This is a genomic window from Silicimonas algicola, from assembly GCF_003970735.1.
In the GTDB taxonomy this organism is placed as follows: domain Bacteria; phylum Pseudomonadota; class Alphaproteobacteria; order Rhodobacterales; family Rhodobacteraceae; genus Silicimonas; species Silicimonas algicola.
Map to the genome: position 1 here is coordinate 1,662,390 of NZ_CP034588.1, position 25,969 is coordinate 1,688,358.

At 65.7% G+C, this 25,969-nt stretch carries 19 protein-coding genes and 1 tRNA gene; 10 read left to right on the top strand and 10 right to left on the bottom strand.

Translation table 11 applies throughout. The features are described from left to right. The 7 genes from glgB to EF888_RS21750 form a co-directional block, all read right to left on the bottom strand. Nucleotides 1–2,193 carry a 1,4-alpha-glucan branching protein GlgB gene (glgB, locus tag EF888_RS08310; RefSeq protein ID WP_109758558.1) on the bottom strand — a complete coding sequence of 731 codons (2,193 nt, stop codon included), beginning with the start codon at nt 2,191–2,193 and terminating at the stop codon, nt 1–3. Beyond that, on the bottom strand, nt 2,193–5,492 hold the full coding sequence (gene treS, locus EF888_RS08315) for a maltose alpha-D-glucosyltransferase (RefSeq protein ID WP_109758559.1): 3,300 nt from the start codon (nt 5,490–5,492) through the stop codon (nt 2,193–2,195). The genes glgB and treS overlap by 1 nt, the downstream gene beginning before the upstream one ends. Continuing rightward, nucleotides 5,489–7,390 carry an alpha-1,4-glucan--maltose-1-phosphate maltosyltransferase gene (locus tag EF888_RS08320; protein ID WP_241239848.1) on the bottom strand — a complete coding sequence of 634 codons (1,902 nt, stop codon included), beginning with the start codon at nt 7,388–7,390 and terminating at the stop codon, nt 5,489–5,491. Before EF888_RS08320 ends, treS begins: the two co-directional genes overlap by 4 nt. A gap of 734 nt (nt 7,391–8,124) precedes the next feature. Continuing rightward, nucleotides 8,125–8,445 carry a hypothetical protein gene (locus tag EF888_RS08325; protein WP_109758561.1) on the bottom strand — a complete coding sequence of 107 codons (321 nt, stop codon included), beginning with the start codon at nt 8,443–8,445 and terminating at the stop codon, nt 8,125–8,127. Nucleotides 8,446–8,555: 110 nt separating this feature from the next. Further along, complete coding sequence (locus EF888_RS08330; protein WP_164721618.1) at nt 8,556–9,653, bottom strand: alpha/beta fold hydrolase; 1,098 nt, start codon at nt 9,651–9,653, stop codon at nt 8,556–8,558. A 123-nt stretch (nt 9,654–9,776) separates the two neighbouring features. Beyond that, the gene (locus tag EF888_RS08335) at nt 9,777–10,571 is read right to left on the bottom strand and encodes a L,D-transpeptidase (RefSeq protein WP_241239849.1); all 795 of its coding nucleotides are present in this window, start codon (nt 10,569–10,571) and stop codon (nt 9,777–9,779) included. A gap of 132 nt (nt 10,572–10,703) precedes the next feature. Continuing rightward, complete coding sequence (locus EF888_RS21750) at nt 10,704–10,850, bottom strand: hypothetical protein (protein ID WP_164721619.1); 147 nt, start codon at nt 10,848–10,850, stop codon at nt 10,704–10,706. Between the two features lie 191 nt (nt 10,851–11,041). Here EF888_RS21750 and EF888_RS08340 point away from each other — a divergent pair, with 191 nt between their 5' ends. From EF888_RS08340 to EF888_RS08350, 3 genes are all read left to right on the top strand, one after another. Continuing rightward, nucleotides 11,042–11,551, top strand: a complete 510-nt coding sequence (locus tag EF888_RS08340) for a GNAT family N-acetyltransferase (RefSeq protein WP_164721620.1) — start codon at nt 11,042–11,044, stop codon at nt 11,549–11,551. Nucleotides 11,552–11,644: 93 nt separating this feature from the next. Then, nucleotides 11,645–11,721, top strand: a tRNA-Asp gene (locus EF888_RS08345). A gap of 59 nt (nt 11,722–11,780) precedes the next feature. Further along, nucleotides 11,781–12,641, top strand: a complete 861-nt coding sequence (locus EF888_RS08350) for an alpha/beta fold hydrolase (RefSeq protein ID WP_241239850.1) — start codon at nt 11,781–11,783, stop codon at nt 12,639–12,641. Nucleotides 12,642–12,797: 156 nt separating this feature from the next. Here EF888_RS08350 and EF888_RS08355 read toward each other — a convergent pair whose 3' ends face one another. Continuing rightward, nucleotides 12,798–14,174 (bottom strand): M20/M25/M40 family metallo-hydrolase, encoded by a 1,377-nt coding sequence (locus tag EF888_RS08355; RefSeq protein WP_109758566.1) that lies wholly within the window; start codon nt 14,172–14,174, stop codon nt 12,798–12,800. 114 nt (nt 14,175–14,288) lie between these two features. Here EF888_RS08355 and EF888_RS08360 point away from each other — a divergent pair, with 114 nt between their 5' ends. The 4 genes from EF888_RS08360 (at nt 14,289) to ispG (ending at nt 18,780) form a co-directional block, all read left to right on the top strand. Next, on the top strand, nt 14,289–14,873 hold the full coding sequence (locus EF888_RS08360) for a hypothetical protein (protein ID WP_109758567.1): 585 nt from the start codon (nt 14,289–14,291) through the stop codon (nt 14,871–14,873). 90 nt (nt 14,874–14,963) lie between these two features. Beyond that, nucleotides 14,964–16,187 (top strand): 5-aminolevulinate synthase, encoded by a 1,224-nt coding sequence (gene hemA, locus EF888_RS08365; protein WP_109758568.1) that lies wholly within the window; start codon nt 14,964–14,966, stop codon nt 16,185–16,187. 116 nt (nt 16,188–16,303) lie between these two features. Beyond that, the gene (locus tag EF888_RS08370) at nt 16,304–17,590 is read left to right on the top strand and encodes a helix-turn-helix domain-containing protein (protein WP_241239851.1); all 1,287 of its coding nucleotides are present in this window, start codon (nt 16,304–16,306) and stop codon (nt 17,588–17,590) included. Between the two features lie 62 nt (nt 17,591–17,652). Then, a complete protein-coding gene (gene ispG, locus EF888_RS08375) occupies nt 17,653–18,780 on the top strand; it encodes a flavodoxin-dependent (E)-4-hydroxy-3-methylbut-2-enyl-diphosphate synthase (protein WP_109758569.1) in 1,128 nt (375 codons plus the stop codon). A 4-nt stretch (nt 18,781–18,784) separates the two neighbouring features. On the opposite strand, the gene EF888_RS08380 is transcribed toward ispG, so the two are convergent. Continuing rightward, nucleotides 18,785–19,549, bottom strand: coding sequence for a DsbA family protein (locus tag EF888_RS08380; RefSeq protein WP_109758570.1), 765 nt, complete (start codon nt 19,547–19,549; stop codon nt 18,785–18,787). A 142-nt stretch (nt 19,550–19,691) separates the two neighbouring features. Here EF888_RS08380 and EF888_RS08385 point away from each other — a divergent pair, with 142 nt between their 5' ends. The 3 genes from EF888_RS08385 (at nt 19,692) to EF888_RS08395 (ending at nt 24,705) form a co-directional block, all read left to right on the top strand. After that, a complete protein-coding gene (locus tag EF888_RS08385) occupies nt 19,692–20,843 on the top strand; it encodes a pyridoxal phosphate-dependent aminotransferase (protein WP_109758571.1) in 1,152 nt (383 codons plus the stop codon). Nucleotides 20,844–20,901: 58 nt separating this feature from the next. Further along, nucleotides 20,902–22,095, top strand: a complete 1,194-nt coding sequence (locus EF888_RS08390; RefSeq protein WP_109758572.1) for an N-acetylmuramoyl-L-alanine amidase family protein — start codon at nt 20,902–20,904, stop codon at nt 22,093–22,095. Nucleotides 22,096–22,188: 93 nt separating this feature from the next. Then, on the top strand, nt 22,189–24,705 hold the full coding sequence (locus EF888_RS08395) for a penicillin-binding protein 1A (protein ID WP_109758573.1): 2,517 nt from the start codon (nt 22,189–22,191) through the stop codon (nt 24,703–24,705). 37 nt (nt 24,706–24,742) lie between these two features. On the opposite strand, the gene prfB is transcribed toward EF888_RS08395, so the two are convergent. Next, the gene (gene prfB / locus EF888_RS08400) at nt 24,743–25,867 is read right to left on the bottom strand and encodes a peptide chain release factor 2 (protein ID WP_109758574.1); all 1,125 of its coding nucleotides are present in this window, start codon (nt 25,865–25,867) and stop codon (nt 24,743–24,745) included. Nucleotides 25,868–25,969: the final 102 nt, after the last annotated feature.

Sequence of the window (25,969 nt, forward strand, 5' to 3'; positions counted from 1 at the left end):
CTATTCCGGCGTGAGGAAGACCGTCCCCAGAGGCGGCAGGGTCACCGTGGCGGAGACCGGCTGGCCGTGCGTTCCCTCCCCCATGGCGCGAATGGTGCCGCCATTGCCCACCCCGGAGCCGCCATACTCGCTGGCGTCCGAATTCAGGACTTCCTTCCAGGTGCCTTCGATGGGCAGACCGACGCGGTAACCCTCCCGCACGACAGGGGCCATGTTGCAGATCACCGCAACCGGACGGCCGTCATCGGCCCACCGCAGGAAAGAGAAGGTGTTGTTGTCGGCGTCCCCGCCTTCGATCCACTGGAAGCCGTCGGGGCTGCAATCGCGCCGGTGCAGGGCCGGTGTCGCCTTGTAAAGCGCGTTCAGGTCACGCACGAGCTTTCGCACGCCGTCGTGCAACGGGTCGTCCAGCAGGTGCCAATCCAGCGACTGGTCGTGGTTCCACTCCTTCTCCTGGCCGAACTCGCAGCCCATGAAGAGCAGCTTCTTGCCCGGATGACCCCACATGAAGCCATAGTAGGCGCGCAGGTTCGCGAACTTCTGCCAGCGGTCGCCCGGCATCTTGCCCAGCATCGACCCCTTGCCGTGGACAACCTCGTCATGGCTGAGCGGCAGCACGAAATTCTCGGAAAAGGCATAGACCAGCCCGAAGGTCATCTGGTGGTGGTGATACTTCCGGTGGATCGGGTCGAGCGACATGTATTCCAGCGTGTCGTGCATCCAGCCCATGTTCCACTTGAAGTCGAAGCCGAGCCCGTCCTCGCTGACGGGGCGGCTCACGCCCGGGAATGCCGTGCTCTCCTCGGCAATGGTCAGGCTGCCCGGCGCATAATCGCGCGCGGTCTCGTTGACACCCTTTAGGAAGTCGATGGCGTCCAGGTTCTCGCGCCCGCCATAGCGGTTCGGGATCCATTCGCCCTCGTTCCTTGAATAGTCGAGGTACAGCATCGAGGCGACGGCATCCACGCGCAGCGCGTCGACGTGAAGCTCCTTCAGCCAATAGGTCGCCGAGGCGCGCAGGAAGTTCGCCACCTCGCGGCGACCATAGTTGTAGATCAGCGTGTTCCAGTCCTTGTGGAAACCCAGCCGCGGATCCTCGTGCTCGTAAAGCGCGGTTCCGTCGAAGCGGGCGAGGCCGTGGGCGTCGGACGGAAAGTGCGCGGGCACCCAGTCGACAATCACGCCGATACCCGCGCCATGCAGCCGGTCGATCATCGCGGCGAAGTCCTCGGGGCTGCCGAAACGCGAGGTCGGGGCGTACATCCCGACCGGCTGATAGCCCCAGGAGCCGGAGAAGGGGTACTCGGTGACCGGCAGGAACTCGACATGGGTGAAGCCCATCTCGGTGACGTAGTCGATAAGCTGGTCGGCGAGCGTGGCGTAATTCAGCACCTCGCCGTTGCCGCCACGCCGCCAGCTCTCGAGATGGACCTCGTAAATCGAGATCGGATCGGCGCGCTGGTCGGGTCGGCGGGCCTCGATCCAGCCGGAGTCGGACCATTCGTGGCGCACCAAGCCGTGTACGACCGAGGCCGTCTCGGGCGGCACCTGGGCAGCAAATCCCAGCGGATCGGCCTTGAGAGGCTGCAGATGCCCGTAGGCGCCCAGGATCTCGTACTTGTAGATCTCGCCCTTGCCGATGCCGGGCACGAAGATTTCCCACACCCCCGTCGCCCCGCGCCGGCGCATTGAGTGCCGTCGGCCGTCCCAGGCGTTGAAGTGGCCCACGACAGACACCCGCCTCGCGTTCGGAGCCCAGACGGCGAAGGACGTGCCCTCGACGCCCTCGTGGGTCATCGGGTGTGCGCCCAGGCGGCGATAAATCTCCTCGTGCCGCCCCTCGCCAAGCAGATACTCGTCCATCTCGCCAAGCACCGGCCCGAAGGCATAGGGATCATGCATCTCCCAGACGTGCCCCTGCGGATTGCGCAGGCGAAGCCGATAGGGAAAGGCTTTCATCTTCGTGCCGAGAACGCCGTGGAAGAAGCCCTCGTTGTTGATCAGGTCAAGCTCGCAGACGCTCTTGCCATCGAGGTCGAGGACCTCGACGTCCGACGCATCCGGGGCGAAGACGTTCACCACGAGCGTGTCCGTCTCGGTCGCACGGCTCATCCCCAGATAGCGGAAGGGGTCGCCATGATGACCTCTCAGAATGGCTTCTATGTCAGCTGCTGGAGGGGCGGAATCCCACATCAAGAGTCATCTCCGTTTTCGTCGAGAAGCGACAGTAGGCCGCGTAGGGGAATGTCGATCCAGTCCGGCCGCATGGACATCTCGTAGGCCACTTCGTACGCCGCTTTCTGTATCAGGAAGAGGTCGAGCAGCGCGGTCTCGAAGTCGCGGTCAGATGGGTGCAGCGATGCGCTGCCGAGTGTGTCTCGGTATGCTTCCAGGAAGGCGCCCTGCGTCGCGTCGCGCCAACCCGCAACACCCGCAAGGGTGCGCTCGGCGTCGGCGCCGATCTCGATCCGGCGGCGCACCGTGGACCAGAGCGCATAGTCGAAGCTGCGAAGCATCCCTGCCACGTCTCGCAAGGGTGACGACTTTGCCTGCCGCTCTCCCAGGCTTCGGGTGGGCTCGCCCTCGAAGTCGATGATCATCACGTCGGTCTCGACCACGAGGACCTGTCCGAGATGATAATCCCCGTGAATCCTGCACTTTCCACCCGAAGGACTGCTTCCGCGCAAGGACGTCAGGCGCGCCTCGAAATCGCCGCGCGCGGCCAGCACCTTGTCGGCCAGCTCTTGCCCGCTGTCGCGAAGCGCGTTCCGCTGTGCCGCGAGCCGGTCGAAGACCTCACTCACCTCTCGCGTCACATCGTCGACGAGCAGGGCGAGGTCGCCCTCCGTCAGCGGCTCTTCCGAGAACGCCGTGCCCGGCTTTCCGCTGGCCAGTGCGAGGTGCAGTTCACCCGTGCGCCGGCCAAGGACGGCGCCGAGATCGAGGGGACCGCCCATGACGTGATCGTCCTCGCCACCGGAGATCTTCTCGGTCATCTCCTCGCGCTCCATGTCGCGCTCGAGCGCTTCGGTCACATAGCGCCAGGCGTCGCCCTGGTTCCGCACGAACTCCGACGCGGCGGCGAGCGTCGTCGGCGTGCCGTCAGGGGCAACCCAGTCGATCGTGCCCAGCAGGGCGGGGCTCGCCTCGAACTCCGTCTCCTCGGTCAGGAAGCGGGCAACCTCAATGTCGGGCTGCACCCCCTGCCGCAGGCGGCGGTAGAGCTTGAGGATCACCTTGTCCGAGAACGCGATGGAGGCGTTGGATTGCTCGGCCGACAGAAGTCGCGGCTCGCCCGGGTCGGCGGCATGCTCGGCCAGCGCATCGCTGCCCCGGAACGCGACGCTGCCTTCACCGGCGGGCAAATCCACGCCCTCGACCATCGCGGACAGCAGCGCCCGAGCCATCTCCTCGTCGACTGCGCCGTCCAGCAACGCGCCCACGCGGTTCGCGCGGCGCAGCTTTGCGAGGGTCGCAGGCAACCTTGGTCCGATCGTCAGCGCATCCTCGCCCCAGACGGCCGAGAGCGGCAGGAAATACTGCGCCTCACCGCTGGCGGACGTGACGTCGACGACCGAGAGCAGGTGGCTCCCATTCCCCATCTCGGCAAGCTGGCGCATCTTCACGCCGTCGATCCGCTCTTCCTTCGCGGCGAACCAGCGCTGCAGCGGCAGGTAGTCGCGCAACGTCTGCCGTTCGAACTGCGGGGCAGACGCATCGGCCAGGGCCGACGAGATCGTTCCGTTTCGCGTCGTCAGGGTCAGGAAGTCTGGCAGCGTCTGGGTATAGGGCGTGTGCCACTCCGGCGCGGCTTCCTCTTCGGCGAGGAGGAACCAGTAGAAGCCATAGGCAGGCAGCGTCAGCAGATAAGGCAACTCGCCCACGGGCGGGAACGGCGACTGACCCGTGAGCTCGACGGGCACGCGACCGTTGAACTGGGACAGGTCGATCTCGGCGGCCTGGGCCTGGCGCGAGAGGTTCGCCACGCACAACACCACCTCGTCTTCGAAGCGGCGGAGGTAAGCGAGCACCTTGCGATTGCGGGGGTACAGCAGCTCGATCTCGCCGCGTCCGAAGACCGGGTGGCGCTGGCGCACCGCGATCATGCGCTTCACCCAGTTCAAGAGCGACGTGGGCGAGCTGTGCTGCGCCTCGACGTTGATCGCCTCGTAGCCGTGGACCGGGTCCTGGATGATCGGCAGGTAAAGTTGCTGCGGATTGGCGCGCGAGAACCCGGCATTGCGGTCGGCCGACCATTGCATCGGCGTGCGCACCCCGTCGCGGTCGCCGAGATAATAGTTGTCGCCCATCCCGATCTCGTCGCCGTAGTACACGATCGGCGTTCCGGGCATGGAATAGAGCAGCGAATTCAGCAGCTCGATCTTGCGCCGGTCGTTCTGCAACAGCGGAGCGAGGCGGCGGCGAATGCCCATGTTGATCCGCGCCCGCCGGTCCTCGGCATAGAAATTCCACAGGTAATCCCGCTCGCGGTCCGTCACCATTTCCAGCGTCAGCTCGTCATGGTTGCGCAGGAAGATCGCCCACTGGCAATCCTCGGGGATCGCGGGCGTCTGCCGGATGATGTCGGTGATCGGGTAGCGGTCCTCCTGGGCCACGGCCATGTACATCCGCGGCATCAGCGGGAAATGAAACCCCATGTGGCACTCGTCGCCCTCGCCGAAATAGGGGCGGGTGTCCTCGGGCCACTGGTTCGCTTCGGCCAGAAGCATCCGCCCGCTGTAGTGCTTGTCGAGGTCGGCGCGGATCGCCTTCAGCACGTCGTGGGTCTCGGGCAGGTTCTCGTTGTTGGTTCCGTCGCGCTCCACCAGGTAGGGGATCGCGTCGAGCCGCAGCCCGTCGACGCCCTTGTCGAGCCAGAAGTGCATCACGTCGAGCACCTCCTCCAGCACCTGCGGATTGTCGAAGTTCAGGTCGGGCTGATGGTCGAAGAAGCGATGCCAGTAGAACTGCTCGGCGATCGGGTCCCACGACCAGTTCGAGTCGTGAGTGTCGTTGAAGATCACCCGTGTCTCGTCCATCCACTTCGACGGATCGTCGGACCACACGTAGAAATCGCGCTCGGGCGACCCCTTGGGCGCGCGCCGCGCCCGCTGGAACCAGGCGTGCTGGTCCGAAGTGTGGTTGATGACAAGCTCGGTGATGACCTTCAGCCCGCGCCGGTGCGCCTCGTCGACGAAGCCCTGGAAGTCCTCCATCGAGCCATACTGCGGATTGACCGATTTGAACTCGGCGATGTCGTAGCCATCGTCGCGCAGGGGCGAGGGGTAGAAGGGCAAGAGCCAGATCGCCGTCGCACCCAACTCCTGCACATGGTCGAGCCGGCGCATCAGGCCGGCGAAATCGCCGATCCCATCGTTGTCGCTGTCCTGGTAGGCCTTGACGTGAACCTGATAGATCACGGCGTCCTTGTACCAGTCGGGTGCGGTGGTTTCCGGGTCGACTGCTAGCGACTGTCTGTCGGCGATGTTCATGCGACCCCTCCCGGCGGGAACAGCTTCCATATGGCATAGGGCCGGTTCACGGGATCGAGGGCAAGCCAATGGTCCTTTCCGTGCCACATGAACTGGTTCCCGTGGATGGCGTCCTCGACCCTGATCGAGGCGGCATCGGGCAGGTCGAACTCCCAGAGCGGCACCTCGAAGTCGAACTCGGTGCCGGTGTGGGGGTCGATCAGAACGTGGAACAGAAGGTAGTTGCGGGTCGCCTCATCGAAGCGGCCGTAATAGAGGACACGCTCGTCGCCCGCGTCGAAGAACTTCAGGTTCAGAAAGTCCTTCATCGCGGGGTTCTCGCGCCGGATCCGGTTGATGAGGCGGATGTCGTCCTTGATGTTGCCCTCGGCGTCCCAGTCGCGGTGCCGCAACTGGTACTTCTCGGAGTCGAGGTACTCCTCCTTGCCCGGCAGCGGTGCGCTTTCACAGAGCTCGAAGCCGGAGTACATGCCGTAATTCCCCGCCAGCGATGCCGCCATCAGAAGCCGGGTGCGGAAGCCCGCGCGGCCTGAGTACTGCAAGGCGACCGGGTTGATGTCGGGGGTGTTGGTGAAGAAATTCGGCCGCATGTAGTGGCGGCAGTCCTTGGTGGTCAACTCGGTCAGGTACTCCGTCAGCTCCTGCGCCGTGTCGCGCCAGGTGTAATAGGTATAGCTCTGGTTGAAACCGAGCTTCGCCAGACGCTTCATCACCTTGGGCCGCGTAAAGGCTTCGGAGAGGAAGATCGCCTCGGGATATTTCACGCGCACCTCGGCGATGATCCACTCCCAGAACGGGAACGGCTTCGTGTGCGGATTGTCGACGCGGAAGCAAAGCACGCCATGCCCCGCCCAGAACAGGAACAGGTCGCGGATCGCCTCCCAGAACGGCGCATTGGGGCGGCCGTCGTCGAGGTAGTAGCGGAAGTTGACGATGTCCTCGTACTTCTTCGGCGGGTTCTCGGCGTATTTGATCGTCCCGTCCGGACGGCGCTCGAACCAGTCGGGATGCTCTCCGATCCAGGGATGGTCGGGCGAGGCGTTCAGCGCGATGTCGAGCGCGATCTCCAGCCCCTTGTCGGCGGCCGCGGCGACGAGCGCGTCGAAATCCTCAAGCGTGCCGAGGTCGGGGTGGACGGCGTCCATGCCGCCCTCGGGCGAACCGATGGCATAGGGCGAGCCCACGTCGTCGGGTTCGGACTTGAGGGAGTTGTTCTTGCCCTTGCGGTTCGTGGTCCCGATGGGGTGGATCGGCGGGAAGTACAGCACGTCGAAGCCCAGGTCGCGCACATAGTCGAGCCGGTCGATCACGTCGCGGAAGGTGCCGTGCTGCCCCTCAGGCCCGGTGGAGCGGGGGAAGAGTTCGTACCATGCCGAAAAGGCCGCCCGCTCGCGGTCGATCCAGAACGGCAGATCCTCGTAGCGGGTGACGTTGGCGCGCGGGCCATGACGCGCCATCGTCGCGAGGGTCTCGGCCGACAGAAGCGTATCCGCGTCGCCGGCCTTGGCGGCGGCATTGAGGGCATTCAAGTCCGAGGCTTCTCCACGACGAGGCTTCAGGTCTGCCAGGATCAGGCGCGCTTCTTCCATCTCGACGGACACGTCCTGACCGGCCTCGAGCTTCTTGCGCGTGTCGCGCGCCCAGGTGCCCCAGAGGTCGCGCCAGGCGACGATGGTCACTTGCGCCGGTCCGACCTCGTCGAAGGTGACCTCGGCGCTCCAGCGGTCGTTCACGCCCTTGAGCATGGGGATCTCGCTGCCATCGTCCTTGACGATCGCGGCGGCGATGACCTCGTGGCCGTCGCCGAAAATATCGGCGCTGATCGTCTCCGGCCAGCCTGCCACCGCCTTTGCGGGGAAGCGGCCGCCATCGATCTCGGGGCTGACCGCTTCGATCACCAGCCGATTTTGTGCCAGAGCTTCAAGTATCGCTAAGCTGCCATCTTTTCTTGTCTTTCCGACTGCCACCTAAACCTTTTCCCCTTAAATCTCGCTGTCCCTGACCAATCTCGTGATGGGCTAACGACCCAGACCCGACCTTGTTCCGGCCCGTGGACAGGTCAGTCGGGATCGGGTCGCTCACGCTGGCCGAAACGGCGGCGCACCCGGCGCGCCCGGTCGGACACTCGAGCCATGCCATCATTCTTCAGGATATGGGCACGAAGACAAGGCCGCAACGAAAGAGGCGCAGTCGCCCGTGTGGCGCGCTCTTTGGTCCTTGTGGTGGCGTGTGGGGCGCCTGGCTATCCCGCCCCCCTCGCATGGCGCAACTGACCGGACCGGACGGTCTACCGAAGCCTGGCGTGACCCTTGTCCAAGCTACAAGGCTCGAGGCTCAACGGTACGATTTGCTGAGCGCTCTGCTGCGGCTCTTGGGGCGCTGCGCGTCCGGCCTCCAGTCGATGTGCTGCGAGATCTTCTGCCGGCTTTTCTTCTCCCGCTTCTCGGAGGCGGAGCTTAGCAACTTCGAAAGGAGACGGCGCATCGGGAGACCTCGCAAGGGGAACAAGTTTTGAAACAGCGCCGGAATCGTGGCAATTCCGTGGCGCATTTCCGCACCTGTCGCTCACTCCGGCATGGTCAAGAGGCGGTCATTCGCGGCGCGATCCAGCAGGTCGAAAGCGACCGGACGATCAGCATCTCAAGCCCCGTGGAGGATGCGACGGAAGCTCTTCGGTCGCCTCGTACCAGGCGCGAAGGGCAGAATAGCTCCCGTCGAAGACGCGACGCTTCAGGGTCTCGTAGATCTCCGAACATTCGGCGATCCCGGACCCGCTCAATGCGCCATCCTGAGCCAATGCCTCGCACCGAAGATAGGAGGTCTTGAGCGTCTCCGCCTGATTGCAGGCGTCTCGCCCGACAGAGGACGGAAAGGCGGCAGCCGGTTCGGAAGCTGCAAATGCCATTCCCACAACAAGCGGCGCGAGAACGCGGCAGCACATCGACATGTTCATCGTGAAGGTCCTCGGAATTGCTGCGGGTCCAGTTCTCGAAAAGCCTAGGTCCGCACGGGATCCGTCGCATGGGGCGAGCGTCCCGAATGTCCGGATTCTTTCAGCTCTCGTCAGCCATGACCGGGTCTCCGGTCCCGGTTCACGCTGTCGCCGCGCCCGAAGCCTGCGTCGCGCGCCATCACGATCGCTTCCGCCCTGGACTTGACCCCAAGGGCCGCGATCAGGCCCGAAACATGGTTGCGGACCGTCTTCGGGCTGATCCCGAGGCGTCCGGCGATGGCCCGGTTGTCGAGGCCAGCGGCGACAAGGTCCAGCACCTCGCGCTCACGCGCGGTCAGATCCCCGAACCGGGCGTCGTCTAGGGCCGGTGCCGGAAGAAAGTCATGCAGGACCTCGACGAAAGACCTCCAGGCCGGCTCGTCGTCACGCGGGAAATGATTGGGCGTGTCGAGTTCGAGAAACTGCGCCCCGTGAATCGATTGCGCCAGAAGGCGTCCCTCCGCGAGGGGCACGACAGCGTCGCCCGTCGCATGGGCCACCAGCGTGGGGCAGCCGATGACAGTCAGCGCCGTGCGAATGTCGATCCGGAACATGTACTCCGTCAGCCGGGCGGCGACCTCGGGCGAGGCCGCGCGGCGCTGCAACTCGCACCACGTCGCCAGATGGCCCGGCGCGCCGTCCGGCTGGAACTGCTGGGCGAAGGCCGTCGCGAACGCGTGGTCCTCGCTGCCCCAGCCAAGCCGGACCATATCCAGCATGACCCGCGCCTTTTCCGGCTCGAGAGGAATATCGTCGCGCTTGTTGCGTCCGCGCGCATAGGTCCCGAACAGCACCAGGTGGCTGACCCGCCCCGGATGACGCGCGGCGTATTCCAGCGCCACCGCGCCGCCCTGACACACGCCGATCAGGGAGAAGCTGTCGAGCTTGAGATGACCGACGAGCGCGTCGAGGTCCCGGACCCAGGCTACAAAGGTCAGGTCGTCGACCCGGCGGTCGGACATGCCGCAGCCGCGCGGATCATAGCGCACGAGCGAGTACCGGCTCGACAGCGCCTCGAGCCAGGGCTTCCAGGCGACGCTGCGCCGCTGAAATTCAAGATGCGTCAGCCAGCTCGGCAGAAGAATGACCGGAGGGCCTTCGCCAGAGACGCAATACGCGATCTTCGCGCCGTCGAAGCTCTCGAAGAACCTGATCTGACCATCCCGCATGGCGCCACTCCCAGGGCCGCTGTGCCGCCGACGGTACCCGTGAAGACCTCGGACGGCAAAGGCGCATGCCATGAAGTTGTGGAGATTGATAACCGATCCCCGACCGACCGTCGTCCGTCCGCCTCAGAACCCCGCTTCGTACTCTGCCTTGCGTCGCTGGTCTTCGGCGACCGCGGCGTAGACCTCTGCGGGATCGACATGCCTCGGCGCCATCTCCTGGCCCCGGTTCGCCATGTCGTAGCCTTCGATCGCGACCGACTCCTCATAGGTCCGCACCACGACCGTCGATCCGACGGACACGCGATTGTAGAGGTCGATGGCGTCCTGGTTGAACAGCCGGATGCAGCCCGCGCTGCCCGAGTTGCCGATCGTCGCGGGGTCGTTCGTCCCGTGGATGCGGTAGTAGGTGTCGCGGTTGCCCCGATAGAGGTAGATGGCTCGCGCTCCCAGCGGATTGGCCCTGCCGCCCGGAATGCCCTTCGAGAAGGGACCATAGACGTCGGGCTCGCTGCGGATCATGTTCGCGGTCGGCGTCCATCCGGGCCACTCCGCCATGCGTCCGACCGTAGCTTCGCCCTGAAAACCGCGCCCCTCGCGGCCCGCCGCGATGGGATATCGGATCGCGGCTCCGGGCGCCTCGACGTAATAGAGAAACTTGGCGTAGGGATCGACGACGATGGTTCCGGGCGTCTCGTACCCGTTGTAGGCCACCGAGGTTCGGCGATTGGGTTCCTGAAGGTACTGCGGGTCGACGCGCGGGATGACGATATGTCCCTCCTGCACCTCGCCATAGTCGCCGACGTCTTCCAGATCCTGGAAGTTGCCCACGTCTTCCGACGGCATGGTGCCCGAGCATGCGGCAAGCGCCAAACCGGCCGCCATCGCGACGACAAAGCGTATTGCTGTAAGTTTACTCATAAGTTCCATCGGATCGTTGGATTTGCGCGCAACTTAAGGCGCTGCGATCTGGGAGCAATCGCCAATTGCCCGGACGGCGAAGGCAAGCGGATAGTGGCGCGGAAAAGCCCGGGCAACGGGTGTGACCGACCTTCAGAACATCCCGTTTTCATTTTCGCCGTCGTCGGGGATGACCTGAAGCGACATGTGCAGTCCGACCTGCACCGGCACGGGCAGCATCCGCGTCGAGAGCCGCGCGTAGAGATAACCGAGCAGCAGAACGCTCTGGAAGAACAGCATCGCCGTCGTCCAGACCGCGGGCGAGCTCTGCGGAAAGGAATGCCATGTCTGTCCCGTTGCCTGTCCGATCCCGGGAAAAGCATCGAAATATGGTGCCAGTATGGCGACAGACGCGGCCCCTGCGTCACATTGGTGCCGGGGTCGCGCCTTGGCCCTTCCGTCCGCAAAGCGCGCCGTCTATCCCTTTCGCCATGATCGACGTACGCCCCGCCACCCCCGACGATTTGCCCGAGATCCTCGCCGTCCAGCTCGAAAGCTGGCGCCGCACCTATCCCGGTCTCTTGCCCGACGCCTATCTGGGCGAACCCGTGGCGAGCGACCTGAGCCGCACCTGGACGCCGGACCGGCTGAGCCGCGCGCTCGTCCTCGTGGCGCTGCGCGAGGGCCGCGTGGCGGGCTTCGTGGCGACGCTGCCCGACGACCCGGACGGGCCCTACGTCGACAACCTCCACGTCCGTCTCGCGGACGAAGGGCAGGGGGTCGGCCGCGCCCTTCTGGCCGAGACCGCGCGCCGCCTGATGGCGCTCGGCCATGACTGCCTGCACCTGACCGTGGCCGAAGGCAACGCGCGCGCCACGGCCTTCTACGCCCGCAGCGGCGGCCACCTCTCGGACCCCGTTCCGGACGACGTCTACGGTCAGCCGCTGATGGCGCTTCCGGTGCGCTGGACCGACCTTTCCGCCCTCGCTGCATTGGCCTGAGAGGCGGTCCGCAAAAATCCGACGGTGCCGCGAAACGCGCGGCCAATTCCGCTTGACGCCCTTCGCACCCTTCCTTATGTCACCCCCTGTCGCGCGGTTGTAGCTCAGTTGGTTAGAGTACCGGCCTGTCACGCCGGGGGTCGCGGGTTCGAGCCCCGTCAACCGCGCCACTTCCTCCCTTGCATGTCGCTTGTACCGGGGCTCTCCTGAGCCTCCGGAGGATATGCGCATGGCGGACTTCACCCAGGACGGTATCACCGTCGCCTACGATGTGGCGGGCGAGGGGCCTGCCGTCCTTCTGCTCCACGGCTTCCCCCAGACCCGTGCCCTCTGGACCGATGTCGCCTCTCGCCTCGCAGCGCGCTTCACGGTGGTGACCGCGGACCTGCGCGGCTACGGCGCCTCGTCGAAGCCCGGGGCGTCGCCGGACCTTGCCGAGTATTCCTTCCGCGCGATGGCCGCCGATCAACTTGCCCTCATGCGTCACCTTGGCCACGACCGCTTCCACCTCGTCGGCCACGACCGCGGCGCGCGGACCGCTTACCGGCTCGCGCTCGACGCACCCGAGGCCGTGGCGAGCCTCACGCTCATGGACATCCTGCCCACGGACGCGCTTCTCGCCGCCTGGACCTACCCGGTCTCGAAGGCCTACTTCCACTGGAGCTTCCTCGCTCAGCCAGCGCCCTTCCCCGAGCGCATGATCGAGGCCGACCCCGATCACTTTTACGAGGCCTGCCTCCTCGGCTGGGGCGGCGCGTCGCTCACCGACTTCCCCGCCCTCGACACCTACCGCGCGGCCTGGCGCGACCCCTCGACCATCGCGGGCATGACGAACGACTACCGCGCCGCCGTCACCATCGACCAGACGCACGACGCCGAGGACGCGGGCCGCACCCTCGACATGCCGTCGCTCGTGCTCTGGGGCGCGCAAGGCGCGATGGCGAAAAACTTCGACGTGGCAGAGGTCTGGCGCCCAAGGCTCAGCCGCATGACCGCCCGCGCGATTCCCGGCGGGCACTTCTTCATCGACCAGCACCCGGACGCAACGGCCGACGCGCTCGAACCCTTCCTCGGCTCCATCGACCTCTAGGTACGTCGGGAGGGTCCGGGAGGGCAGCGCGCCTCCATCCCGTCCGCGGCTTCAAGATTGACCGCCGCCATCTTGGTCCCGTCGGCTAACTTCGCGATGTCGGCACAGACGCGATACCGACACAATACCGACGTGATACCGACGCGGGGTTGGCGATCACCGCGTCACCGCGTCCAGCACCCGCGCCCAGCTCCGGATGCCCTTGTGGAACGACCGGACGTCGTACTTCTCGTTCGGGCTGTGGATCAGGTCGTCGTCCAGACCAAAGCCGATCAGCATCGAATCAAGTCCGAGGATCTGCTTGAAATAGCCCGCGATCGGGATCGATCCGCCCGACCCGATGAAGGCCGCATCCTTCTCCCATTCGTCCGAAAGCGCCTGCCGCGCCTTCTCGAAGGCGGGGTCGTCCGTCGCCATGACCGAAGCCGGTCCGGCGCCGTGGTCCTTGAACTCCACCGAGCAGTCCGGGGGCAGGGCATCCTGCACCATCCGCCTGAAATTGTTGCGGATTTCCAGTGGGTCCTGCGTGCCCACCAAGCGGAAGCTGATCTTGGCCGAAGCCTTCGACGGCAGCACCGTCTTGAACCCGTCGCCGGTGTAACCGCCGGTGATCCCGTTCACCTCGCAGGTCGGCCGCGACCAGATCATCTCCAGCACGCTGCGGCCGGTCTCTCCAGCAGGAACCGACAGATCGACCCCGCCCAGGAACCCTTCGGCATCGAAGCCAAGCCCTTCCCACTGCGCCCTCATTTCGTCGGTGATCTCCGGCACGCCATCATAGAACCCCGGCACCGTGATCCGACCCGTCTCGTCATGCAGCGAGGCGATGATCCGCGCCAGTACCCGGACGGGGTTCATCGCCGCACCGCCATACATCCCCGAGTGCAGGTCCTTGTCGGCGCCAGTGACGGTCAGTTCCTCGCCTAGAAGTCCCCGCAGCATGGTCGTGATGGCCGGCGTGTCGCGGTCGAAAAGCCCCGTGTCGCAGATCAGCGCCAAGTCCGGTTTCGACAGCTCATCCTTGAATTCCTTGAGGAAAGGCACGAGCGACGGCGACCCCGACTCCTCCTCGCCTTCGAAGAGGAAAGTGACCCGGCACGGCCACGATCCGTTCACTGCCTTCCACGTCCGGCAGGCCTCGACGAAGGTCATCAGCTGCCCCTTGTCGTCCGACGATCCGCGTCCGCGCAGGACTTTGCCCTGCGGCGTGTCCTGCACCTCGGGGTCGAAGGGATCGCGGTGCCAGAGAGACAGGGGATCGACCGGCTGCACGTCGTAGTGCCCGTAGAACAAGAGGTGCGGCGATCCTTCGCCGACATGCCCCACGACCATGGGATGCCCCGGTGTCGCCCGCGCTTCGGCGTCGACGCCAAGCGAGGCGAGATCGGCCACCAGCCAGTCCGCCGCCGTGGCGCAGGCTTCCTTGTAGGCCGGGTCCGTCGAGATCGAAGGAATGCGCAGAAGCGCCTTCAATCGTTCGAGAGCGGGGTCGAGATCGTCGTCGATGCGGGAGAGCACGGCGTTCAGGGTCATGGGGCCTCCGGTTGCTGTGAACCGGACGTTATCAGGCTGTGAAACGGCGTCCAGAGCGCTGGCCTTCTAGGCCCTCCGGGCGTATGTGAAACCAAACGGCAAAGGAGTTCCCCAATGGTCAGGACGCTGACCCTTGTCCTCGTCTTCCTCGCGATGGCGATGCCCGCCGCAGCGCAAGTCTTCGACACCGCCTCGGCGCGGCAGATGCTTTACCCGACGCGCGGACACACGATCCAGACCGCCAAGGAACTCTCGCCCCAGAACCGCCGCATCGTGACCGGCATCGTGCCGCTGATGGCCAAGGAAATGCGTCAGCCCGTCCGCTACTACACCGCCATCGCCTGGTCGCCCAAGGACGGGATGGTCCACGAGTCGCTCCAGGCGGCGATGAATCACCATTCGGTCGAGGCGGCCGGCGCCGCCGCCGTCGCGGCCTGCAACGTGAAGAAGTCGAATGGAGCGCCAAACTGCGTCGTCGCGGCGCGGGTCGTGCCGAAGAACTGGCAGCCGAGGCCGCTCATGCTGTCGATCGATGCGACGGCCGCTTTCGACAAGAAATACAGAAGGATGCGCGGATCCAAGGCCTTCTCCGTCTCATCCGCCACGGGGGCCTTCGGCTATGGGGCCTCGGACGCCGCGGCCCTGGCCCGCTGCGGGTCGACTGGGGCGCAAGACTGCAAGGTGGTCATCAGGAACTGATTGATCCGCGTCAATTTGTTCGGTCGTCGAGGTTGTTAGGGTAACATATTCCGTTTTATGAACGAGAGACGACTCGGAGGGGAAGACACAGTGGACTACACCGCCAAGCTCGACGCCGCGCTGCAACGGCTCCACGACGAAGGCCGCTATCGGACCTTCATCGACATCGTGCGCGCGAAAGGCCAGTTTCCCCACGCCACCTGGCGTCGGAAGGACGGCAGCGAGCGTCCGGTGACGGTCTGGTGCGGCAACGACTACCTCGGCATGGGCCAGCACCCCGAGGTGCTTGCCGCCATGCACGAAGCGCTCGAGACGACGGGCGCGGGATCGGGCGGGACCCGCAACATCTCGGGCACGACGCTGTATCACAAGGCGCTTGAGGCCGAGCTTGCCGACCTTCACGGCAAGGAAGCGGCCCTTCTCTTCACCTCGGCCTACATCGCGAACGACGCCACGCTGTCGACGCTGCCGAAGCTGTTTCCCGGCCTCATCGTCTATTCCGACGAGCTGAACCACGCCTCGATGATCGAAGGCATTCGCCGCAACGGCGGGGCGAAGCGCGTCTTCCGTCACAACGACCTCGACCACCTGCGTGAGCTTCTGGCGGCCGACGATCCGGCCGCGCCGAAGCTGATCGCCTTCGAATCGGTCTATTCGATGGACGGCGACTTCAGCCCGATCGAAGCGATCTGCGATCTGGCCGACGAATTCGACGCGCTGACCTACATCGACGAGGTCCACGCGGTCGGTATGTACGGCCCTCGCGGCGGCGGCGTGGCCGAGCGCGACCGGCTGATGCACCGCATCGACATCATCAACGGAACGCTGGCCAAGGCCTATGGCGTGATGGGCGGCTACATCGCTTCCAGCGCGAAAATGTGCGATGCCATAAGGTCTTACGCGCCGGGCTTCATCTTCACGACCTCGCTTCCGCCCGCTGTCGCGGCGGGCGCTGCGACATCGGTCCGCATCCTCAAGACCGACCGCGCGCGGCGCGAGCTGCACCAGACGCAGGCCTCGATCCTTAAGACGCGGTTCAAGGCGCTGGGCCTGCCGCTGATCGACCACGGCAGCCACATCGTTCCGGTGATCGTGGGCGATCCGGTCCATACCAAGGTCATTTCGGACATGCTGCTGGAACAGCACGGCATTTACGTCCAGCCGATCAACTTCCCGACCGTGCCTCGCGGCACCGAAAGGCTGCGTTTCACGCCCTCTCCGGTGCATGGTCCGAAGGAAATCGACGCACTCGTGCGCGCGATGGATGCACTCTGGTCGCACTGCGCCCTGAATCGGGCCGAACTCTCCGCCTGAACAGAACTCTGCCGTGACCCTTTGGTAGGTCCGTGTTAACAATGGCCTACTACGCTCGGAGCCGATTCTGACGGCCCTGAACCTGGGACAGAGATGACTGAAATGGGGCAGGACTCGTGACCGGTCGTCGCGGGACGACTGATCAGACGAAAAAGCCGTCGCGCCAGAAGGGGTTCGACGACTTCGAACTGCGCCTTGGTGACATCATGCGCGGGGAGCGCGCCACCCTGGGCAAGTCGCTTCTGGACGTGCAGCGCGAGCTGAAGATCAAGGCGACCTACATCTCGGCCATCGAGAATACCGATCCCTCGGCCTTCGACACGCCGGGCTTCGTCGCGGGTTACGTCCGCTCCTACGCGCGCTACCTCGGTCTCGACCCGGAATGGGCGTTCAAGACCTTCTGCGAAGAGGGCGGCTTCACGGTGGCGCACGGCATGTCACCCGAAGCCAGCGTCAAGGTCGACAAGACTCCCGGCGTCAAGAAGCCCAAGGCCATGGGCAAGCCCGCGCATCTTCGCGACCCCTTTACCGAGCCCTCCGTCAGCTATCTCCCCAAGGGGGAGGCGGTGTTCGCGGGCATCCAGCCGCGGGCAGTGGGGTCCATCGCCGTCCTCCTCGTGCTGCTAGGCGGGATAGGCTACGGCGGGTGGGCCGTCCTTCAGGAAGTGCAGAAGGTACGTCTGACGCCCGTGGACCAGACGCCCGAAGTGCTGGCCGAACTCGATCCCCTGTCGTCTGCAACGCTTGCGCCCGACGAAAGCGAAGGGCCTCAGATCGCCGCGGCCAACCCGGATGGCACCGACCGTCTCTACAGGCCCGAAGCGCTGGACGTTCCCGTCCTGACCGCCCGCGACGGACCGATCGCCTCCATCGACCCCGACACGGTCGGGGCGCTCGCGCCAAGCCGGGACGAACGCTTCCTCGCCAATCGCCAGCCCACGCCCGACAATGCTCCCTTCGCGATCCCCGGCGGCCCGCGCACGCCGACCGAAGCGGTGGCGATGGCCGACCTCGACGGATCCGAACTCCTGCCGCCCGTCCAGGTGGTCGAAGCGACGGCGCCATCCGTCTCGCTTCTCGCGGTGCGCCCGTCCTGGGTGCGCGTGCGCGCCTCGGACGGCACCGTGATCTTCGAGAAGATCCTCGACGCGGGTGAGGAATTCAACGTCCCCCTGACCGAGGAACCGGCGACACTGCGGGCCGGAAACGCAGGATCGCTCTACTTCGCCGTCAATGGCCAGACCTATGGTCCGGCGGGCGACGGACCCATTGTGGTGAAGGACGTCAAGCTGGGCGTCGACGCGCTGATGCAGAAGTACAAGGTCGCCGACGCCGCCCGCGACACCGACCTCGCGCGCTTCATCGCCGTCGCGGAAGCGCAGACCGACGCCCAGAGCCAGTAATTGCGATCCGGACGCGCGGGCCTTACATAGGCCGCGACCCGTATCCGCGAAGGACACGCCGAATGTCGCACAATCCGATCCGTCCCTGGCGCAACATAGAGCGCCGGAAATCGCGCATGATCCACGTGGGCTCCGTGCCCGTGGGCGGCGACGCGCCGGTCAGCGTGCAGACCATGACGAACACGCTGACGACCGACGTGGCGGGGACGGTGGCGCAGGTGCAGGCGGCCGCGGACGCCGGCGCCGACATCGTGCGCGTCTCGGCCCCCGACGAGGCGTCGACGCGGGCCTTGAAGGAGATCGTCGCCGAAAGCCCGGTCCCGATCGTCGCCGACATCCACTTCCACTACAAGCGCGCCATCGAGGCGGCCGAGGCCGGTGCCGCCTGCTTGCGGATCAACCCCGGCAACATCGGTTCGCCCGACCGCGTGCGCGAAGTGATCCGCGCGGCCCGCGACCACGGCTGTTCCATTCGCATCGGCGTGAACGCGGGGAGCCTCGAGAGGCACCTTCTCGAGAAGTACGGCGAGCCTTGTCCCGATGCGATGATCGAAAGCGGGCTCGATCACATCCGCATCCTTCAGGACAACGACTTCCACGAGTTCAAGATCAGCGTGAAGGCCTCGGACGTCTTCCTCGCCGCCGCCGCCTACCAGGGGCTGGCCGAGGCGACGGACGCGCCGATCCACCTCGGCATCACCGAGGCGGGCGGCCTGATGACCGGCACGATCAAAAGCGCGGTCGGCCTCGGCACCCTTCTGTGGATGGGCATCGGCGACACGATCCGTGTCTCGCTTTCGGCCGATCCGGTGGAAGAGGTGAAGGTGGGCTTCGAAATCCTCAAGTCGCTAGGCCTGCGCCACCGGGGCGTCAACATCATCAGTTGCCCTTCCTGCGCGCGCCAGGGGTTCGACGTGATCCGCACGGTCGAGGCGCTGGAGAAGCGCCTCGAGCACATCAAGACGCCGATGAGCCTCTCGATCATCGGCTGCGTGGTGAACGGTCCCGGCGAGGCGCTGATGACCGATGTGGGCTTCACCGGCGGTGGGGCGGGGTCCGGGATGGTCTATCTGGCGGGTAGCCAGAGCCACAAGATGTCGAACGACCGTATGATCGACCACATCGTCGAGGAGGTCGAGAAAAAGGCCGCCCAGATCGAGGCGGCCTCGGCGCAGCAGGCGGCGGAATAGGGCGTCAGCCCTTTTCGGCCCGGATGCTGTCGATGATGGCCATCATCTGGTCCAGCTCGACGTATCCCCGCACGAAGGTCTCGCCCATGATGAAGGTGGGCGTCCCCTGGATCTGGAGCGCCTGGCCGAGAGCGCGGTTGGTGTCGATGACGCGCGTGACCTCGTCGCTGTCCATCTCGGCGACGATGGCGTCGTGGTCCAACTCCAGCGTCTTCGAAAGCCGCGCGAGGAAGGGTTCACTGACGTTGCCCGAATGGGTCATCAGGCTGTCGTGCGCCTTCTTGTAGGCGTCGTCGCCCTGGGTGATCTTGGTTGCGATGGCATAGCGCGCCGCCAGCGTCGACTGGTCGCCCAGGATCGGGAACTCCTTCACCACGAAGCGGATGTTGCCGTCTGTGTTCACAAGGTCCTCGACGGCAGGAAATGCGCGCTTGCAGTAGCCGCACTTGTAGTCGAGGAACTCGACCACCGTCACGTCGCCGTCGGGATTGCCGCCGACGAAGCTGAAGCCGTCCTCGAAGATCGCCTGCCGGTTCTGCTCGAGCATGGCCTTCTCGGCCACGGCACCCTGCGCTACGCGCTGCTGCTCGAGCACCGCGATGGCCTCCATCAGGACGTCGGGGTTCTCAAGCAGGTAGTCGCGGATCTCGGAGCGGAAGATGGTGCGTTCGTCGGGCGTCATCGCCTCGATCTCGAACGCCTGCAGCGGGGCGGCGAGAGCGCCGAGGGCCAGCATGCCGGTCGTCAGGGCTGCAGTCAGGCGAAGCATGGGTCGTCTCCGTTTCAAAGTCGCCGGAGGATGGCAGGTTGCACGGCAAACGCAACGGCTTCACCAAATTTTGACCGGAGGGCGTGCGATTGACGGCGGGGCCTGCGATTGGCAGGAACGCCCCAACCCCAGGAGGAACGTCATGCGCCTGTCCCGCCGGTCCGAGGTCGATCCCTTCATCGTCATGGACGTGATGGAAGCCGCCACACGCGCCGAGGCGGAAGGGCGACACATCATCCACATGGAGGTAGGTCAGCCCGGCACGCCCGCACCTAAAGGTGCGCGCCGTGCGCTGGCGCAGGCGATGGAGGCGGGGTCGCTCGGCTACACCGTGGCTCTAGGCCTGCCCGAGTTGCGGACGCGCATCGCGGCTCTCTACGGCACGCGTTACGGCGTCGATCTCGACCCCGCCCGCGTCATCGTCACGGCTGGGTCCTCGGGCGCCTTCCTTCTCGCCTTCACCGCGCTCTTCGACGCGGGCGACCGCGTCGCTCTGGGTGCGCCGGGATATCCGTCCTATCGCCAGATCCTGTCGGCCCTGAGTCTCACGCCGGTCGATATCCGGACGCGGGCCGAGGATCGCTTCCAGCCGACGCCCGACCTTTTGCCGGATGACGTTCAGGGTCTCATCGTCGCCTCACCGGCGAACCCCTCGGGAACCATGCTCGACCGTCCCGCGCTTGCCGCCCTGATCGACGCGGCCGCCGCGCGAGGGGCCGCCTTCGTGTCGGACGAGATCTATCACGGCCTCGAATACGACCGTCCGGCGGTTTCGGCGCTTCAGATCACCGATGACGCCTATGTCATCAACTCGTTCTCGAAGTACTTCTCGATGACCGGCTGGCGGGTCGGTTGGATGGTGGTGCCCGAGGCGCATGTCCGCACCGTCGAACGCCTGGCTCAGAACATGTTCATCTGCCCGCCCCATGCAAGCCAGGTGGCGGCGCTGGCGGCGATGGATTGCGAGGACGAACTCGAGGCCAACGTGGCCGTTTACCGTCGCAACCGCGCGCTGATGCTCGAAGGTCTGTCCGAGGCGGGCTTTACCGATCTCGCGCCGCCTGACGGAGCTTTCTACATCTACGCCGACGTCTCCGGCCTGACGCAGGACAGCAGAGCCTTGGCCGCCGAGATCCTCGACAGCGCCGGAGTCGCCGTGACGCCGGGCCTCGATTTCGACAAGGGCAGGGGTCACGCGACCCTTCGATTCTCCTACGCACGCTCGACCGAAGACATCGAGGAGGGTCTCCGCCGCCTTCACGACTTCATGACAAGACGTCGGGTCGGCGGTTAGCCGCTTTCGCCGGAGGCGCTTTTGCGCTATCCAGAGCCGAAACGACAAGACCGGGGCCATGGGTAGCTTTGTAAGAATTATCGTCGCCATGGCGGCCATTTTTGGCGCGTGCCTGAGTTCAGGCTCTGCTGCTGTGGCCGATGGCGTCGTGGCTGAGGTCTTGGCCCCCGGCGTCACCATCGCGGACGAGGCGGGCAAGGTCGCGATCACCATTCCCCTTTCGATATCAGTGCCCTGGAGGGTGACGTTGGCGGATGGACCGCCGCGCGTGATCGTCGAGTTCGGCGACGTGGATTTGACCGAAGTGCCCGCAGCAGCCTCTGTCGCCATCGGCGAAATTACGACGGAACATCACGCGCCGGGATGGTCCCGGATGGTGGCTGTCCTCCGCGAACCCCTGGACGTCGACACGGCCGAGATGACGACCGCGGACGACGGATCGGCTATCCTCTCCGTCATGCTGATCCCGGCGACGGCCGAGACCTTCCGTACCCAGGCCGACCCCGCCAACGTCCCCGGTCCCCTCGTCACCAACCCCGAGGCCCGTCCGATGATCGCCATCGACCCGGGTCACGGCGGCTTCGATCCCGGTGCCGAGATCGAGGTCTTTCGCGAGGCCGACCTGACGCTTCAGTTCGCGCGGAAGCTGCGCGAGCAACTCATGTCCACCGACCGCTTCGACGTGGTCCTGACGCGGGAGGACGATGTCTTCGTCTCGCTCGACGACCGTCTGGATATCGCGCGCGAGGCGGGGGCCGACGTGTTCCTGTCGTTTCACGCCGACGCGCTCGATGACGCCTCGGGCGAGGCGTCGGGCGTCACGGTTTACCGGCTTTCGCCCGAAGCCGCCGGCAACGCGGACGAGGAACAGGCCGAGCGGCACGGCGCCGCGAACATGCTGGGCGGCGTCGATCTGAACGGCGCGGGCGACGACGTGTCCGTGGCGCTTCTGGAACTCGCGCGGCAGGACACGACGCCCAGGACCGACGCCCTGTCGGCAGCCCTTGTGTCGGCGTTCCGGTCGGCGGAACTGGCGGTCAATTCGCACCCCGAGCGAACCGGCGACCTGGCCGTCCTGAAGGCATCAGAGATTCCGTCGATCCTGATCGAATTGGGTTTTCTGTCCTCGAAGGCCGACCGGGCGCGGCTTGCCTCCGAGAAATGGCAGCACGAGGCGGCGGTGGCGGTCAGGAACGCCCTTCTCCTGTGGGAGGATGAAGACCGCCTGCGCCGCGACGCCCTGCGCCGTTAGAAGCCTTCTTGTGGGCCGAAACCCGCGCGGAGCCCTTTTGACCCGGACCACTCCGCGCCATATACAGGATCGACAGGCAAAGGTGCGGCGACGGTGACCCGGTTCTTCTTCTCTTTTCTAGGCGCGATATTCTCGCTCGTGACGCTCGGCCTTCTGATGGTCGCGCTGGTCGGCGGGGCCGTGTTCTATGTCTACGGCCGCGATCTGCCGGACGTGGCGCCCCTGGCGAACTACCAGCCGCCTACGCTGACACGCATCTATTCGCCCGAGGGGCGGATCATCGACGAATACGCAGCGCAGCGCCGGATCTACATTCCCTACGACGAGATCCCGGACACGGTGAAGAACGCCTTCATCTCGGCCGAGGACAAGCGGTTCTGGACCCACGGCGGTTTCGATATCCAGGGGATTGCGGCGGCCCTCTACGAGGCCGCGCAGACCCGCGGCGAGTCCGTCCGCGGCGCCTCGACCATCCCGCAGCAGGTGGCGAAGATCATCTACTTCGGCAGCGAGCGGGCCATCGAGCGCAAGATCAAGGAGGCGATCCAGGCGTCGCGCATGGTCAAGGAGATCGGGCGCGAGAAGATCCTCGAGATCTATCTCAACGAAATCTTCCTCGGCCAGAACGCCTACGGTGTCGCGGCCGCCGCTCAAACCTACTTCAACAAGTCCCTGACCCAGCTCAACGCGCAAGAGGCGGCATACCTCGCGGCGTTGCCGAAGGCGCCCTCGACCTATCACCCGGTCACCGCCGAAGAGCGCGCCGTCGCGCGCCGGAATTTCGTGCTGACCGAGATGTACGAGAACGGCTACATCGACGAGCCGACCTACGAGGAAGCCCGCGTGGCGCCGCTTCTGACCGTGCAGGCCGGAGACCGCGAGGCTTTCGCGGCGAAGCTGCCGGCGCGGGACTATTTCACCGAGGAGATCAGCCGCCAGCTCACGCGCGATTTCGGACAGGAAGGCTTCAAGGCCGCCGGCCTGACGATCCGGGCGACGATCGACCCCGAGATGCAGAAGATCGCTGCCGCAGCGCTGCAGGAGGCGCTCGAGGAATACGACCGCGCGCAGGGCGAATGGCACGGCACCGTGGCGACGCTGGAGCCCGAGCAGCTGACCGACGCCAAGACCTGGCGTGCGGCGCTGGAAGAGATCCCGAAGCTCGCCCGCGACGTCGAAAGCTGGTTTCCCGCCGTGGTGCTTGAGGTCGGCGAAAGCGCGGCCCGGATCGGGGTCGAGGCTTGGGCCGACGGCGCCGACGGCCACTGGATCACGCCGGACGACGTGAAGTGGATCCGCAAGGCCCGCGTGGCAGGCGATGTTCTGAACGTCGGCGACGTGATCCACGTCCGCCACGATGGCGGCAGCCCCGACGACCCGGTCTTCTCGCTGCGGCAGGTGCCGGGCGTGCAGGGCGGCTTCATGGCGATGGACGTCAACACCGGCCGCGTCATCGCGATGCAGGGCGGCTTTTCCTACCAGGTGTCGAACTTCAACCGTGCGACGCAGGCGCTGCGCCAACCGGGCTCGTCGTTCAAGCCCTTCGTCTATGCGGCGGCCCTGGATTCGGGCTTCACGCCCGCGACGATCATCGTCGACGCGCCGATCGAGGTCGACGTGGGCGGCGGGCGGGTGTGGCGTCCGAGGAACGCCTCGAACCGCTTCTACGGGCCGACGCCCCTGCGCACCGGGATCGAGCGGTCGCGGAACCTGATGACGGTCCGTCTGGCCGAAGAGGTGGGAATGCCGACCGTCGCGGGCTATGCCGAACGCTTCGGCGTGTACGACCGGATGGACCCGTTCCTCGCCAACTCTCTGGGAAGCCAGGAGACGACGCTGTTCCGCATGGTCTCGGCCTACGCCATGTTCGCCAACGGCGGCGAGCGGGTCGAGCCCACGCTCGTCGACCGGGTGCAGGACAGGTGGGGCACCACGATCTATCGCCACGATCAGCGTACCTGCGAGGAATGCGGAGTCGAGGATCTGGCGGCCGGAAAAACCCCGCGCATCATCACCAACGGCAAGCGCGTGATGAACCCGATCACGGCCTACCAGCTCACCTCGATGATGCGGGGCGTCGTCGAGCGTGGAACGGCGGCGGGGCAGGTCAACCTGGGTGTTCCCACGGCCGGCAAGACCGGCACCACCAACGACGCCCGCGACGTCTGGTTCGTCGGCTTCACCTCGACCATCGCGGCGGGGTGCTATATCGGTTACGACCAGCCCCGGGCTCTTGGACGCGGCGCGTCGGGAGGCGAGTTCTGTGCGCCGGTCTTCCAGAACTTCATGAAGAAGGCCGTCGAGAAGTACGGCGGCGGCCGCTTCGAGATTCCGCCCGGCGGGCACTTCATCAACATCGACCGCTACAACGGTGCGCGGCTTCCCGACAATGCGAGCGGCGAGAACGTGGTGGCGGAGTACTTCCGCGAGGGCGAGGAGCCGGTCTTCGGCATCGCCTTCGACGGCGGTTTCGCCATGGGGGCAAACCTGCCGCTCTACACCGAGGAAGTCTCGCGCGCGACGCGCCAGGTCGAGACCTCGGACGGCGACGTGGTCAACATCCCCAGCCAAGCGACTGCCGGCGAGATTTCGTCGGGCGGGCTGTACTAGGACAGCGCCGCCACGCCGATGAAACGGTCAGGAGGTCTCAGTCGTCCGACTGGGCCTCGCCTCGTTTCATCCCCGAAACACCGAGCGCGAGTGTGGCAGCCATGAAGCCGTCCAGATCGCCGTCCAGCACCCCTTGCGTGTCCGAGGTCTCGTGCCCGGTCCGCAGGTCCTTCACCATCTGGTAGGGCTGGAGGACATAGGACCGGATCTGGTTGCCCCAGCCCGCGTCGCCCTTGTTCTCGTGCGCCTCGGTGATGGCCGCGTTCCGGCGGTCCAGTTCCATCTGGTAGAGCCTCGACTTCAGCGCCTTCATCGCGATGTCGCGGTTCTGGTGCTGCGACTTCTCGGACGAGGTCACCACGATCCCCGTCGGCAGGTGCGTGATCCGCACCGCCGAGTCGGTCGTGTTGACGTGCTGTCCACCGGCGCCAGACGAGCGGTAGGTGTCGATGCGGATGTCGTTGGCGGCGATGTCGATCTCGATGTTGTCGTCGACGACGGGATAGACCCAGACACTGGCGAAGGAGGTTTCGCGCGTGCCCTTGCCGAAGGGCGAGATGCGGACGAGTCGATGCACGCCCGCCTCGGTCTTCAGCCAGCCATAGGCGTTCGGGCCCTTGATCTGGTAGGCGCAGGACTTGATGCCCGCCTCCGATCCGCCGATCTCGTCCTGAAGCTCGACCTTGAAGCCGCGCTTCTCGGCCCACCTGATGTACATCCGCTGAAGCATCTGCGCCCAGTCGCAGGCCTCGGTGCCACCTGCGCCCGCGTTGATCTCGAGGAAGGTGTCGTTTCCGTCCGCCTCGCCGTCAAGCAGCGCCTCGAGTTCGGCTTGGGCCGCGCGGTCGCGAAGCGCCTTCAGCGCTGCCTCGGCCTCGCTCACCACCTCGGCGTCGTCTTCCATCTCGCCCAGTTCGATCAGCTCGACGTTGTCGGACAGCTCTTGCGACATGGCCTTGTAGCGCGTCACGGCGTCGACCAGCATCTGCCGGTCCCGCATCAGGGTCTGCGCGCGCGCCGGGTCGTCCCATAGCTTGGGATCCTCGGTCATCGCGTTGAATTCTTCCAGACGATGCTCTGCCGTGTCCCAGTCCATCCGCTGCGCCAGCAGATGAAGCGACTTCTGGATGGCGGCGACCGTGTTCTCGGCCTCGGCGCGCATGGGACCTCCGGGGGGTGAATGCCTGTCGGCGGGTGATACCAACGCGCGGGTGTGGCTTCAAGCACGAGGGGACGGGCGGGTGATCTGGATCAAGGCGCGGTC

Excerpts from the sequence above, each read along its gene's own strand:
- glgB (WP_109758558.1), bottom strand. The coding sequence starts at position 2,193 with ATGTGGGATTCCGCCCCTCCAGCAGCTGACATAGAAGCCATTCTGAGA.
- treS (WP_109758559.1), bottom strand. The coding sequence starts at position 5,492 with ATGAACATCGCCGACAGACAGTCGCTAGCAGTCGACCCGGAAACCACC.
- EF888_RS08325 (WP_109758561.1), bottom strand. The coding sequence starts at position 8,445 with ATGAACATGTCGATGTGCTGCCGCGTTCTCGCGCCGCTTGTTGTGGGA.
- EF888_RS08330 (WP_164721618.1), bottom strand. The coding sequence starts at position 9,653 with ATGCGGGATGGTCAGATCAGGTTCTTCGAGAGCTTCGACGGCGCGAAG.
- EF888_RS08335 (WP_241239849.1), bottom strand. The coding sequence starts at position 10,571 with ATGAGTAAACTTACAGCAATACGCTTTGTCGTCGCGATGGCGGCCGGT.
- EF888_RS21750 (WP_164721619.1), bottom strand. The coding sequence starts at position 10,850 with ATGCTGTTCTTCCAGAGCGTTCTGCTGCTCGGTTATCTCTACGCGCGG.
- EF888_RS08340 (WP_164721620.1), top strand. The coding sequence starts at position 11,042 with ATGATCGACGTACGCCCCGCCACCCCCGACGATTTGCCCGAGATCCTC.
- EF888_RS08350 (WP_241239850.1), top strand. The coding sequence starts at position 11,781 with ATGGCGGACTTCACCCAGGACGGTATCACCGTCGCCTACGATGTGGCG.
- EF888_RS08355 (WP_109758566.1), bottom strand. The coding sequence starts at position 14,174 with ATGACCCTGAACGCCGTGCTCTCCCGCATCGACGACGATCTCGACCCC.
- EF888_RS08360 (WP_109758567.1), top strand. The coding sequence starts at position 14,289 with ATGGTCAGGACGCTGACCCTTGTCCTCGTCTTCCTCGCGATGGCGATG.
- ispG (WP_109758569.1), top strand. The coding sequence starts at position 17,653 with ATGTCGCACAATCCGATCCGTCCCTGGCGCAACATAGAGCGCCGGAAA.
- EF888_RS08380 (WP_109758570.1), bottom strand. The coding sequence starts at position 19,549 with ATGCTTCGCCTGACTGCAGCCCTGACGACCGGCATGCTGGCCCTCGGC.
- EF888_RS08385 (WP_109758571.1), top strand. The coding sequence starts at position 19,692 with ATGCGCCTGTCCCGCCGGTCCGAGGTCGATCCCTTCATCGTCATGGAC.
- EF888_RS08390 (WP_109758572.1), top strand. The coding sequence starts at position 20,902 with ATGGGTAGCTTTGTAAGAATTATCGTCGCCATGGCGGCCATTTTTGGC.
- prfB (WP_109758574.1), bottom strand. The coding sequence starts at position 25,867 with ATGCGCGCCGAGGCCGAGAACACGGTCGCCGCCATCCAGAAGTCGCTT.